The 12,361-nt window shown below is 60.2% G+C and carries 10 protein-coding genes; 7 read left to right on the forward strand and 3 right to left on the reverse strand.

Translation table 11 applies throughout. The features are described 5' to 3' along the window. Positions 1–5 precede the first annotated feature (5 nt). Both ABJ99_RS21065 and ABJ99_RS21070 read right to left on the reverse strand, forming a co-directional pair. Entirely contained in the window at positions 6–3,113 is a 3,108-nt protein-coding gene (locus ABJ99_RS21065; RefSeq protein ID WP_054087451.1) for a multidrug efflux RND transporter permease subunit, read from the reverse strand. Further along, positions 3,110–4,276, reverse strand: coding sequence for an efflux RND transporter periplasmic adaptor subunit (locus ABJ99_RS21070; RefSeq protein ID WP_054087452.1), 1,167 nt, complete (start codon positions 4,274–4,276; stop codon positions 3,110–3,112). Before ABJ99_RS21070 ends, ABJ99_RS21065 begins: the two co-directional genes overlap by 4 nt. Positions 4,277–4,645: 369 nt before the next feature. Between ABJ99_RS21070 and ABJ99_RS21075 the strand changes: the two genes are divergently transcribed. From ABJ99_RS21075 to ABJ99_RS21105, 7 genes are all read left to right on the forward strand, one after another. Next, positions 4,646–4,945 (forward strand): hypothetical protein, encoded by a 300-nt coding sequence (locus ABJ99_RS21075; protein WP_080378246.1) that lies wholly within the window; start codon positions 4,646–4,648, stop codon positions 4,943–4,945. Between the two features lie 351 nt (positions 4,946–5,296). Continuing rightward, positions 5,297–5,875 (forward strand): fimbrial protein, encoded by a 579-nt coding sequence (locus tag ABJ99_RS21080; protein ID WP_054087454.1) that lies wholly within the window; start codon positions 5,297–5,299, stop codon positions 5,873–5,875. A gap of 65 nt (positions 5,876–5,940) precedes the next feature. Beyond that, on the forward strand, positions 5,941–6,690 hold the full coding sequence (locus tag ABJ99_RS21085) for a fimbrial biogenesis chaperone (protein WP_054087455.1): 750 nt from the start codon (positions 5,941–5,943) through the stop codon (positions 6,688–6,690). A 125-nt stretch (positions 6,691–6,815) separates the two neighbouring features. Continuing rightward, positions 6,816–9,365, forward strand: coding sequence for a fimbria/pilus outer membrane usher protein (locus ABJ99_RS21090; RefSeq protein WP_054087456.1), 2,550 nt, complete (start codon positions 6,816–6,818; stop codon positions 9,363–9,365). Beyond that, positions 9,362–10,144, forward strand: a complete 783-nt coding sequence (locus ABJ99_RS21095; RefSeq protein ID WP_054087457.1) for a fimbrial biogenesis chaperone — start codon at positions 9,362–9,364, stop codon at positions 10,142–10,144. Before ABJ99_RS21090 ends, ABJ99_RS21095 begins: the two co-directional genes overlap by 4 nt. 1 nt (position 10,145) lies before the next feature. Next, a complete protein-coding gene (locus ABJ99_RS21100) occupies positions 10,146–11,144 on the forward strand; it encodes a fimbrial protein (RefSeq protein ID WP_054087458.1) in 999 nt (332 codons plus the stop codon). Positions 11,145–11,237: 93 nt separating this feature from the next. Continuing rightward, the gene (locus ABJ99_RS21105; RefSeq protein ID WP_007248407.1) at positions 11,238–11,462 is read left to right on the forward strand and encodes a hypothetical protein; all 225 of its coding nucleotides are present in this window, start codon (positions 11,238–11,240) and stop codon (positions 11,460–11,462) included. Between the two features lie 18 nt (positions 11,463–11,480). Here ABJ99_RS21105 and ABJ99_RS21110 read toward each other — a convergent pair whose 3' ends face one another. Further along, on the reverse strand, positions 11,481–12,233 hold the full coding sequence (locus tag ABJ99_RS21110; protein ID WP_054087459.1) for a YkgJ family cysteine cluster protein: 753 nt from the start codon (positions 12,231–12,233) through the stop codon (positions 11,481–11,483). Positions 12,234–12,361 lie beyond the last annotated feature (128 nt).

The following is a 12,361-nucleotide window of genomic DNA, read 5'->3' on the forward strand; positions in this document are numbered from 1 at the left end:
GATTCTCACTCTAAACCAGCCAGCGCTGACTTGGCGGGCGCTGGCTGGCGGCGATGAAACAGCCGCTCCAGTTGCAAGTAGATGATCGGGGTGGTGAACAGCGTCAGCATCTGGCTCACCAGCAGACCGCCGACCACGGCGATACCCAACGGTTGGCGCAGCTCGGAACCGACCCCGAAACCGAGCATCAGCGGCAGCGCGCCGAGCAGGGCGGCGATGGTGGTCATCATGATCGGGCGAAAACGCGTCGTGCAGGCCTCGTAAATCGCCTCCTTTGGCGTAAGGCCTTGCTCGCGCTGTGCTTGCAAGGCGAAGTCGACCAGCAGAATGCCGTTCTTCTTGACGATACCGATCAGCAGCACCACGCCGATCAGGGCCATGATCGAGAAGTCCTGGCCCATCATCCACAGCAGCAACAGCGCCCCGATGCCCGCCGAGGGCAGGGTGGAGATGATCGTCAGCGGGTGCACGAAGCTTTCGTACAGAACACCCAGAATGATGTAAACCGCCACCAGCGCCGCGAGGATCAGCCACGGCTGGTTGGCCAGCGAACTCTGGAACGCCTGCGCCGCGCCCTGAAAGCTGCCGATGATTGCGGCCGGCATGCCGATCTCGTTCTTGGCCTGATCGAGCATGCCAACCGCATCGCCGAGCGCGACCCCTGACGCGAGGTTGAACGACAGGTTCGCGGCCGGAAACATGCCGTCGTGGCTGATCGACAGTGGGCCCATGCGCGGCGCACTGACCTTGGCCAGCGCCGACAATGGCACCATTTCACTGGTCAGCGGTGAGCGCAGGTAAAAGTACGCCAGGCTCTCTGCCTTGCCGCGCTGCCGGGCATCCAGTTCGAGGATCACCTTGTACTGGTTGACCTCGGTCTGGTATTCGCTGATCTGCCGCTGACCAAATGCGTCGTACAGCGCCTGATCGACGTCAGCAGTGGTCAGGCCAAAGCGGGCGGCCGCACTGCGGTCGATGTCGATGTGCGTGACGCTGCCGCCCAGTTGCAAATCGTTGGACAGGTCACGGAAAGCCGGGTTGCCACGCAGTTTTTCGGTCAGTCGTTGCGTCCAGGTGTTGAGCAACGCCCCGTCATTGCTTTTCAGCACGTACTGATACTGGGCGCGGCTGGGGCCAGAGCTGAGGTTGATGTCCTGGCCGGCACGCAGGTACAGCACGATGCCGGGCACTTTCGCCAGTTTGGGGCGCAGCCGGTCAATGAATTCGCTGACTGACACATCGCGCTCGGCACGCGGCTTGAGCGAGATCCAGAAGCGGCCGTTGGCGATGGTCTGGTTGCTGCCGGATACGCCCACCGAATGCGAGAACGCCAGCACTGCCGGGTCCGCGCCGACGATTTTCGCCAGTTGCAGGTGCTTTTCGACCATGTCCGGGTAGGAAATATCGGCAGCGGCCTCGGTGGTGCCTTGCGCGAACGAGGTGTCTTGAACCGGGAAGAAGCCCTTGGGAATGAGGATGTAACCTATCACCGCAAGCACCAGCGTCAGGCCGAAGATGCCGAGCATCAGGCGTTGATGGGCCAGAGCCTTGCGCAAACCGCGTTCGTAAGACGCCAGCAGGCGATCACTGAACCCCGGTTTCTGGTGCTGATGGTGCTTGGGAGCACGCATGAACAACGCTGCCAGCGTCGGTGCCAGCGTGAGTGAAACCACCACCGAAATCAGAATGGTCGCCGTCGCGGTGAGCGCGAATTCCTTGAACAGGCGGCCGACCACGCCACCCATGAACAGCAAGGGAATGAACGCCGCCACCAGCGAGAAACTGATCGACACCACGGTGAAGCCGATCTCTCTGGAGCCCTTGATCGCCGCTTCGCGCATGCCTTCACCGGCTTCGAGATGGCGATGTATGTTCTCGACCACGACGATGGCGTCATCGACCACGAAACCGACCGCGACCACGATGGCCACCAGCGTCAGGTTGTTCAGGCTGAAACCGAACAGGTACATCATCGCAAAGCTGGCGATCAGCGAAACGCCAAGCACTGCGCTGACGATCAGCGTGGCCGACAGTTGACGCAGAAACAGCGCCATCACCGCGACCACCAGCAACACAGCGATCAGCAGGGTCATTTCCACTTCGTGCAGCGACGCCCGAATGGTCCGCGTGCGGTCGTTGAGCACCGAAACGTCGACCGCCGCCGGGAGCATTTCCTGTAAGCGCGGCAGTCCACGCTGAATGCGGTCCACCGTTTCGACGATGTTGGCCCCAGGCTGACGGAAGATCGCGATATTGACGCCTTGCTGGTCGCCGGACCACGCTTTGACGTAGGCGTTTTCCGAACCGGCGACGACTCGCGCCACATCCTTGAGCTGAACCGGGGCACCGTCCTTGTAGGAAACGATCAGTTGCGCATAGTCCTGCGGCTTGAACAGCTGGTCGTTGGACGACAGGGTGGAAATGCTGTCTTTGCCATATAAAGCGCCTTTGGCCAGGTTCAGGCTGGTCTGCTGCACCGCCACACGGATGTCTGCGAGGGTCAGGCCCAGTGCGGCCAGTTTTTCCGGCGCGGCCTGCACGCGAATCGCCGGACGTTGCTGGCCGGTGATGTACACCTGACCCACGCCTTCGATCTGGCTGAGCTGGCGTGCCAGAATGGTTTCGGTGACATCGCTAAGCTCGGTGCCAGGCATCAGGCTGGAGCTGACACTCAGAATCAGCACCGGGCTGTCCGCCGGGTTGACCTTGCGCCAGGTCGGCAGGTTGGGCATGTCCGCCGGCAGCCGTCCGGAGGCGGTATTGATGGCGGCCTGGACTTCCTGAGCGGCGGTGTCGATGCTTTTGTCGAGGGTGAACTGCAAGGTCAGGTTGGTGGAGCCCAGCGCACTGCTGGAGGTCATCTGAGTCATGCCGGGTATCGCGCTGAATTGCACTTCCAGCGGCGTCGCCACCGACGACGCCATGGTTTCCGGGCTGGCACCGGGAAGCTGCGCGGTGACCTGAATGGTCGGGAACTCCGCTTCCGGCAGCGGGGCAATCGGCAGGAGCGGAAAGGCGATGACGCCCAGCAGCACCATCGCGAAAGTCAGCAGCAGCGTGGCGACCGGGTGATTGATGCACCACGCGGAAACCGAGCCCCGGCTGCTGCTCATTGCGCGCGCTCCGCATCTGCTGCCGTGACATCCGCAGTCGGCGCACTGACCACTTCGATGGTCGCGCCCGGCCGCAGCCGCGACTGTCCGTCGCTGACCAGCACATCGCCCGCTTGAGGTCCGCTGATCAGCGCTTGCTCGCTGTCCTGATAAAGCACCTTGACCGGCACCACCTGCACTTTGTTGTCGGCCATCACCCGGTAGACGAAGTGCTGATCAACGCCGCGCTGTATCACCTGCGGCGGTACCTTGAGCGCGTTGCGTTCGATGCCGGTCTGGATTTTCACCGTCACCAGTTGCCCTGGCCAGAGCTGCTCGCCGGGATTCTTGAAGTGCGCTTTGGCGCGGATCGTACCGGTGGTCGCCGCCACCTGGTTGTCGATCAACGACAACGTGCCTTCGCCCAGCAGCAAGCCGTTGGCCGCACCGTCGCCCTGATAAGCCTTGACCGCCGCCGCAGTGTGCTCGGCGACCAGGCCCTGCAAGGTCGGCAGCATTTGCTGCGGCAGGGAGAACTCCACGGCGATCGGATCGATCTGCGTCACCGAAAACAGCCCTTGGGCATCGCTGACGCGCAGGAAATTGCCTTCATCGACGTTGCGGATACCGACTCGTCCGGTCACCGGTGAGCGAATCTGCGTGTAGGAAAGCTGCACCAGAGCCGAGTTGATACTGGCCTCGTTGCCTTGCGCCGTGGCCCCCAGCTGCTTGACCAGTGCCTGTTGCTGATCGAAGGTCTGCCGCGAAATGCCGTTGTCTTCGGTGAGCTGGCGGTAGCGCTTGAGGTCCAGTTGCGCGACGTCGAGCTGCGCCTTGCTCTGCGCAAGCTGAGCCTTGGCCTGTTCGAGCGACGCGCGGATCGAGCGGTCATCGAGCGTCGCCAGCAGCTCTCCGGCCTTGACCTGTTGCCCCTCTCTGACCAGCACGCGGGTCAGCACGCCATCCACCTGCGGGCGAATGACAACGCTTTGCAGCGACAGTACAGAACCGATTCCGGTCACGAACCGCGGCACATCCTCGACGCTGACGGTGATCACTTTGACTGGCACCGCCGTTGAGGCATGTCCGGGCATCGTAGCGGGACGCGTCAGGGTCCAGACGGCAAACGCAGCGCAGGCTGCCAGCAGAACAACGGCGGTGACGGTCAGGGTCTGTTTGCGCATGTGAGGGGAACGCCGGGTTCGTGTTGGGTTTATGTGTTACCGCTTCTTTATAGCCTGCAAACCCGGTCAGCAGAATGACTTTCAGTTGTCAGTTTTGTCAGAAAGCCTCGGCGGGCTATGACGCTCGGTCAAGAAAAGTCAGTATCGGGCGATATTAGATTGAAGGGCAACTTTGTACAGATGTTTATCGAGTCCTAGGGTAAATCCTACATCTCCCTTCATCGGCCTCTGACAGCGCGCTCTGTCTACACGCCGGTTCAATCATTGAATTCATGAGTGGAGAGTGCCATGAGATACGGATCATCCAGCGGGAAACGACTGTTGAACCTTCTGTTCCTTCAGAAAGGATTGAGGGTTGCAGCAGTGTTAATGCCTTTGTTGACTGTTCCGCAAGTTGCCCTGGCCAGAGAGGGCGGGTTTACTCTGCACGGCAGCATCGTCAATAGCAGTTGCACCGTCATCGGCCTCAATGGTCTTGCCGCAGATACTGGCTTTCGCGTGCTTGAAGTGGCTCCGGGGATCGCGATGCAGGTGAGTACCGAACATAACGTCTGTGGCAATCAGGCTGTTCCATTCGCCACGAGTTACCAACAGTTGCCCGTGACAACGCGAATGGACCACGAACCGAACCAGGCCAGTGCGGCGTTGGTGACCCTGAGTTATCAGTAATACTGCTTCTGTATGGTTTTCTCTCGGAAACTGTCGTGTTTTTATAGCGCGACAGTCGATTGTCCTGCACTGTTCCCGGACACGCCATCGGTGTAGCCCGTACCACGTATTTGATAAGTGATGTCGAAGCCGGACATTTGACTGATCTTTGCGCTGGGTTATCACGTGACAGGCCTTCCTGTCGTCGCCTGCCTGCTGATCATGGTTATTCCTACAGACCCATCCTGCGCGTTATGTCGTGTTATCGGCGGTTGCAAAGTTACTGGCCTGACAGCGCTCGAACAGCGAGGGTTCTATAGTGCTGGTCGTCCGATAGTGGGCACACACGAAATAACAGGGAAGGTAGTTGGCATGAAAAAGATGGCTCTTACATTGGCAGTTCTGGGCGCAATGGGTATGGTCAGTACGGCCACGGCCGCAAACAACGGTAAACTGGTTTTTAACGGTACGTTGACCAATATCTCTTGCGATGTAGGTCCGGGCTCGGGCGTCAGCGCAGGCACCAGTCCGGGCGACATCAATGTCGATCTGGGGAACGTCTCCTTCTCCGACATCGGTATTTCCAGCGAAAGCCGTTTTGAAACGGCAACGCCGATCCAATTGCTGGTCAACTGCAGCGCAGGCGCGGAGCAATACAATACGGTCAAAATGCGCCTTGTCGCCCGTAACGGCAGTGGCCTGGACAATAACGATGCCAAGCTTCTGCGCACCACCGGTGCTGCCGACGGCGTAGGCATCGGTTTGCTGAATGCCTCGAACGCGCTGATGGATCTCAGCGCGGGCGAGACGATCGATACGGCACTCGTCAAAGAGGGCACCGCTGGTGCGACGGCGGAAATCAACTTTGGTGCGGTGTACGTGCTTAACGGCACGCCCGCCAATCCGGGCAACGCCGACGGCTTCCTGCCATTCGTGATGGATTACGAGTAACAGAGCCGGACAGGGCGGGCTTATGGCTCGCCCTGTCATTTATCGAATTCAAGGCGATTGCCAGTATGTTTCCTGACTTTTTTCGCTACGCAGCGTTAATTGCCGTGCTGTCCTGCGCGGCCAGTGCTCAAGCAGGCATTGTGTTGAACACCACTCGGGTCATTTATCAGGGCGGTGAAAAGGAAGCCAGCCTGGGTGTCCACAACAGTGGTGCCCGGGAAATTCTTTTGCAATCCTGGCTTGAACCACCGGCTGCCGCTGCCAGTCATGATGAAGCCGCAAAGAACCTGCCGTTTATTGTCACGCCCTCACTGGCCCGGATGGCCGGGGGCGGCAGGCAGTTGCTGCGCATTATTCATTCCGGCACCGGCATGCCCGATGACCGTGAATCGGTACTCTGGCTCAATGTTCAGGAGATACCACAGACCGCCGCAGAAAACACCTTGCAAATCGCAATACGGCAGCGCATCAAAGTGTTTTTCCGGCCGGACGGTTTAACGGGAGATCCCCTTCAAGCGCCTGAAAAGTTGCAGTGGCAATTACAGGGTCACGATAGTTTACAGGTGAATAATCCCGGACCTTATCACGTGTCCATGCTCAGGATTTCGATACGCCAGCATAACGTGGAACTGGCCAGTGTCGACAGCCAGATGCTCGCGCCGAAGCAAAGTCTGCGTGTTCCGTTAGTCAACAAGGCCAGTACCGCGCCACTGACCCTGAGCTTTGTCAGTATCAACGATTACGGCGGACAAGTGCGTTATCAGGCAACACTGACCGATAAACAAGCCGGTTATGCCAGCAAGACAGTGCCTTGATTAACTGAACATTCGGTGTTCATGTTCAATATTAAACATTCGGGCTCGACCACGTGTCGTCCCGCTGGACCTGCGTGTGTGTAAAGGACTGTGCTGCGCGAGTCGAAGTAGAGTGAAGTCAGCTAATGGAATGGCATAAAAAATACAGCCGGGGTTTCGTTGCGCAGCTCGTGTTCCCCTGCCAACGACGCTATTCGCCGTGCATCGGTTTTGCGCTGACGTTGACCTGTTCGCTCAGCGCATTGGCCGCTCAGTCTGGTGTTGCCGACGGCAGCGTACCGGTCAGATTCAATACGGCGTTCATTCAAGGCAGTGATCAGCCGCCCGATCTTCAGGAGTTCATGCGCAGCAACAGTGTGTTGCCTGGCACTTACCGGGTGGATATCTACGTCAATCGCACTCTGAGCGGCAGGCGCGATGTCACGTTTTCAAAAAACCCGCTGTCGGGTCTGATCGAACCCTGTCTGTCGCTGGATATGCTGAAAGGCTTCGGCCTGGACATCACGCGGTTGCCTGCGCAGGCCGAACCTGATGAGGCATGTTTCGATCTGCCCGCGCAGGTCGAGTTTGCCCGAGTCGATTATCAGCCCGCCGCACTGCGACTCAGTATCAGCATTCCGCAGGCGGTCATGGCGCGTGGGAACCGGGGTTATGTTGCTCCCGAGTTGTGGGACCAGGGTGAAACGGCGGGCTTTATCAATTACAACTTCAATGGCAGCAAGCGGCGCAACAAGGGGCTGGAAACCGACCAGTATTACCTCGGCCTGCGTAATGGCCTGAATATCGGGGCCTGGCGCCTGCGCAACGAATCCTCACTGGTTCAAGGCAATGACCAGCCTTGGCGTTATCGCAGCAACCGCACGTTCGCGCAGCGCGACATCACGCTGCTCAAGAGTCAGCTGACGATTGGTGAGACCTTCACCGATGCGCAGGTGTTCGACAGCGTCCGTTTTCAAGGCGCTGCGCTGGTATCTGACGATGGCATGCTGTCTGACAGCGAGCGTACGTATGCGCCGGTGATTCGCGGGATCGCCGAAACCAACGCCACGGTGGAGGTTCGTCAGAACGGCTTTCTGCTGTACAGCGGCAGCGTGTCGCCCGGGCCTTTTGAAATCACGGATATCTACCCCAGCGGCTCCAATGGTGACCTGTCCGTGACGGTCATCGAAGCGGACGGACGCGTGCGCTCATTCACTCAGGCCTACGCGTCGCTGCCGATCATGGTGCCCTCCGGATCATTTCGTTACAGCCTGGCGGCAGGGCAGGTCGACAACAACAACGACGACCTTCAGGCCGCGCCGGGTTTCGGCAGTGTGGCGCTGATCTATGGGCTCTCCGAACGAGTGACGGCTTTCGGCGGCCTGCAACTCGCCGAGGGCTATCAGGCCGCGAACGCAGGCGCCGGGGTCAACACCGGGGTGGGCGCGGTGTCGGTGGATATCACTCGCTCTGTCAGCCGTCCTGATCAGCAGGCATCGCGCAGCGGGCAGAGCCTGCGCGTGCGTTACGCCAACACGCTGGACGTAACCAGTACCACGTTGGCGCTGGCCGGTTATCGGTATTCGTCCGAGGACTATCGAACCCTTGACCAGCACGTCAGTGAAACCCGTCCGCAAACTCTTTCGCGCAGCACCGGCCGCGCTCGCGACAGGCTTGAACTCAGTGTCACGCAGATAGTGCCGGTCCACGCGGCCTCGCTGAGCCTGACCGCTTCCGAGCAGCGTTACTGGAACATGCCGGGCAAGACCCGGCAGCTTTACCTGGCGTGGAATGCGGCCTGGCACACGTTGAATTACAGCCTGTCCATCGAGCGCAACGAGGATTTCGGGCGCAGCGGCGAAGCGAGTACCGATAACCGGCTTGCCTTGAGCGTGACCTTGCCGCTGGGCGCAAGTGCGGCCTCTTCGCGGCTGTCGTTCAATGCGGTACGCGACAGCGCGGGTCAATACAACGCTCAGATCGGGCTCAACGGCCAGGTGTTGGGCGAGCGCAACACCTTTTATTCCATGCAGGCGGGGCACGACAGCAGTTCGGGAAGCTTCGGGGCAGGCAAGATCAACACCACCACCGGGTTCGGTCGCTTCGAGGCCGGTTTCAGTCAGGGTCAGGATTACGACGCCTTCAGCCTGGCTGCGTCGGGCTCGCTGGTGGCGCATGCCGGAGGCGTGAATCTGGGGCAGACGCTGGGTGAAACCTTCGCTCTGGTTCAGGTCCCGGAGGTCAAAGGTGCCCGGTTAAGGTCCTTCAGCAATGTCGAGACCACTGGCAACGGCTATGCGGTTCTGCCCTACGTGCAGGCCTATCGCATCAATTGGGTCAGCCTGGATACCCGGCAACTGGGTGCCGATGTCGATCTCGGCAGCGCCATCACGCAAGTTGTGCCGCGCCGTGGCGCTGTGCCGGTGGTCCGTTTCAAAGCCTCGGTGGGCAGGCGCGTGCAGTTCGAACTGGTGCTGGGCGACGGCAGCCGATTGCCGCTGGGGGCCAGCGTCGAAGATGAACAGGGCAGGGCACTGGCGGTGGTTGATCCGACTAGCCAGGCGCTGGTGCTCAGCGAGCGCGACCGCGGTCGTTTGCGCGTGCGCTGGGCTGGCAAGCAATGTGTGGCTGCTTACTCGCTGCCGCCCAGAGACCCGGCCCGAGCTTACGAGCGTGTGCGGGTGATATGCCAATGAGCGCCGTGACTGGCTGGCGCCTGACGCTGTTGTCGTTGGCTTTGACTGTCAGTGTGAGCGTTGAGGGAGCCGTTGCGCTGACCGGCACACGATTGATCTTTGATGGCCAGTATCGCGAGGTCAGCATCGAGGTGCGTAATGCGGGCAAAGCCGAAACGCTGGTTCAGACCTGGCTCAGTGAAGCGCGCGATGGCGACGATACGCCGCCTGATCAACGCAGATCGCTACCGTTTGCAGTGACACCACCCTTGTCCCGTCTTGCGGTAAATGGCCGCCAGGCGCTGCGGATTTTGTATCACGGTTCGGGCATGCCGCAGGACCATGAATCAATGATGCACCTTTATGTGCTGGAAGTGCCTCGCCGTGAAGAGGGGCATCGTCAATTGAATATCGCGGTGCGCCAACGGATCAATGTGTTCTATCGGCCGCAAGGGCTGGCTGGCGACCCGGCTGAAACGGCCAGCCAGTTGCAGTGGCGGGTGGTCCATGCCGCGTCGAAAGCTGGGGTACTGAAAATCAACAACCCCACGCCTTATTACGCCTCGCTGGAGGCGGTGCATCTGGATGGCATACCGCTCGAACGCTACGTGCTATTGGCACCGGGCGGCGAAGTGGAGCTGACATTGCCTGGTCGGATTTCATCGTTTATGCAACATCGACTTCTGTACAACGCGCTGACCGATTACGGCGGACGGCGCGCTTATTGCGCGCGTATAAACGGACAGGGGGGCGTTATGGCCCGCCTGTTGGAGAACACCTCTTTTCAGGAAGAATGCTGATATGAACCCCCCTTCGGCCAGTCGCTGGCTGCGATCTGTCTTGTTACCGCTGATGCTGTCCCCGACCTCAGGCTTTGCGCTGGTCTGCACCGTTCAGAACTCGGGGGCAACCGAGATCCACGATAGCCTGAACAGCACCGTCGCGATCCCCGCGTCATTGGCTGACGGGGAAGTGGTGTGGCGTTCCGAACCGCTGAACATTCAGGTGGAATGCGCCAGGGATAGCCTGCAGCCGGGCGAAGAAGAGGTGTTCCTCTATCTGAACCCGGACAACCAAGTGATCGGCCAAGGCATTCGTGCCGGATTGACGCTCGATGCCAGCGATCATCTGCAGAGCAGTGGGCGAGTCGGCACCGGGCATTTCCTGCCGGTCTGTCGCGAGGAGGAAGCCAGCCTCGACACGTGCCCGAAGGTACGCTTCAACCTCGGATTTTCCGTGCTCATCCAGAAGTCCGGCGCGACGCCGCCTTCTGGCGTGGCAAGCCAGCTGACGGATTATCGGTTCTTTCAGTTGGGAGGTTCGACAGGGCCAGACCGGTTGCCGGGGCGCAGCTTGAGTTACGTCATCAATAACCTGAGCGGGCTGCGTTTCGTCGCCTGCGATGCGGCGCTGGAAGTGCTTCCTGAAACCGTGGATTTCGGCGAGGTGGGCATGCAGCCGGTGGTCGTCGGCGAAACGTTTGCGACGCAGCCATTTTCGCTGTCGACCAGTCGCAGCTGTGATTCGCCGTTCAGCATCGATGCCCGGTTTCGGCCGGTGACCGGCAGTGTGTCTGGCGAGCTGCTGGTTCCTTCGGATAACGACTCGGTGGGCATTCGCATTATCAGTGCGGTCAACCGCACTGCGTTGCCGTACAACCAATCGTTCCATCTGGCCGAGCTGCTGGGGGAAACCCTCGTGGCGCGCGCTGACTTCAATGCCGAGCTGGTCTGGAACAAGGCGCGGCCGAAGTCGGGGCCGTTCGAAGCCGAGATCATGATCGATCTGTTCTACAAATGACGGTGACAGGAGGCCTGAGCAGTTGCCCGGTGATTGAGGTATGCTGCGCGACCGCGGGCGCTCGCCCGGCCATTTCGACTTTCTGGTGACACCATGACCACGCCTGAACAATCTCCTGTTCAAGACGCCGCAACCGACGCTGCAGCCGATTCCGACAAGCAGGGTGCTGTTGCGCCGTTCAGCTTTCCGTTCAAGCCTGCGGAGTTCGCCCAGGCCAGGAAGGATCAGGCCTGGTATCAGAAAGCCAACAAGCACGGCCATCACAAGACGCCCGGCGTCGCACCGGCGGGCACCCGCAGGTCGATGGGCAAGCGCTGACAGCACGCTTTTGTTCGTTCAGGCGGCCTGCAGCGGAATGAACAGATAGGACTCCGGCTGGCGGTCGGTCACTTCGGCACCTTCGTCTTGCAAGGTGCTCAACGCCAGTTGCCCGGCGACATGAAATGCCCAGCCGGCGTTTTCGAACGACACGTCAGCCTCGCCGGTCACCTGCTCGATGGCCGCCGCGAACGCGTTCATGTCCGGCAGATAAGCCACAAAGCCGTTGCCCTTGAGCGCCGTGGTGCGAATGCCCAGTTTCTGACAAATCAGCTGTTTGGCCACGATCTCGTCGCGGTCGGCCTGGCGTGACTGCTCTATGAGGGCCTTCAGCTGGGTATCGACCAGCCGGTCGCTGACAATCAGGTCCGGACCCTGTTGCCATGATTCCGGCGGGCAGCCTTTGTTTTCCGGGCGTAGCGGGATGTGCGGATTGATCTCCATCGGATAGATGCGGCAGACCAGCGGCCGACGCTCGTAGATGCGGCAGAGGTTCTGCTCGCCAAGATTCCGGCAGCGTCCGACGTTGTAGGCCGCGAAGGTGATCGCCACATAAGCCGTGGTACTGCCGCTGCTCACTTCGGTCGAGCGCCGGGTGGCGTGGGTCAGTTGTTCAGCAGGCACACCGAAGCCATTAGTCAGAAACGCTTCGGTCAGAACGATCACATTGCCGCCGTCTGCTGCCCATTGCCCGGCTTCGACCAGGGTGAGAGGAACGTGGTGATCGGTACAGCAACCGCCGCAACCTACGCAGGAAAACTGGATATTCATTGTTTCGATGACCCGATCAGAAATGCGCGACGGACGACAATATTTGGTCGTTTGCCCGGCTTGTAAGGGATACGAAGCAAGTACTGCGCCACCGCCGGGGCGCGAAAGATCGCTATGCCGACTGCGGC

Source organism: Pseudomonas syringae pv. cilantro, from assembly GCF_001293775.1.
In the GTDB taxonomy this organism is placed as follows: Bacteria; Pseudomonadota; Gammaproteobacteria; order Pseudomonadales; family Pseudomonadaceae; genus Aquipseudomonas; species Aquipseudomonas syringae_P.

Excerpts from the sequence above, each read along its gene's own strand:
- ABJ99_RS21065 (WP_054087451.1), bottom strand. The coding sequence starts at position 3,113 with ATGAGCAGCAGCCGGGGCTCGGTTTCCGCGTGGTGCATCAATCACCCG.
- ABJ99_RS21070 (WP_054087452.1), bottom strand. The coding sequence starts at position 4,276 with ATGCGCAAACAGACCCTGACCGTCACCGCCGTTGTTCTGCTGGCAGCC.
- ABJ99_RS21075 (WP_080378246.1), top strand. The coding sequence starts at position 4,646 with ATGCCTTTGTTGACTGTTCCGCAAGTTGCCCTGGCCAGAGAGGGCGGG.
- ABJ99_RS21080 (WP_054087454.1), top strand. The coding sequence starts at position 5,297 with ATGAAAAAGATGGCTCTTACATTGGCAGTTCTGGGCGCAATGGGTATG.
- ABJ99_RS21085 (WP_054087455.1), top strand. The coding sequence starts at position 5,941 with ATGTTTCCTGACTTTTTTCGCTACGCAGCGTTAATTGCCGTGCTGTCC.
- ABJ99_RS21090 (WP_054087456.1), top strand. The coding sequence starts at position 6,816 with ATGGAATGGCATAAAAAATACAGCCGGGGTTTCGTTGCGCAGCTCGTG.
- ABJ99_RS21095 (WP_054087457.1), top strand. The coding sequence starts at position 9,362 with ATGAGCGCCGTGACTGGCTGGCGCCTGACGCTGTTGTCGTTGGCTTTG.
- ABJ99_RS21100 (WP_054087458.1), top strand. The coding sequence starts at position 10,146 with ATGAACCCCCCTTCGGCCAGTCGCTGGCTGCGATCTGTCTTGTTACCG.
- ABJ99_RS21105 (WP_007248407.1), top strand. The coding sequence starts at position 11,238 with ATGACCACGCCTGAACAATCTCCTGTTCAAGACGCCGCAACCGACGCT.
- ABJ99_RS21110 (WP_054087459.1), bottom strand. The coding sequence starts at position 12,233 with ATGAATATCCAGTTTTCCTGCGTAGGTTGCGGCGGTTGCTGTACCGAT.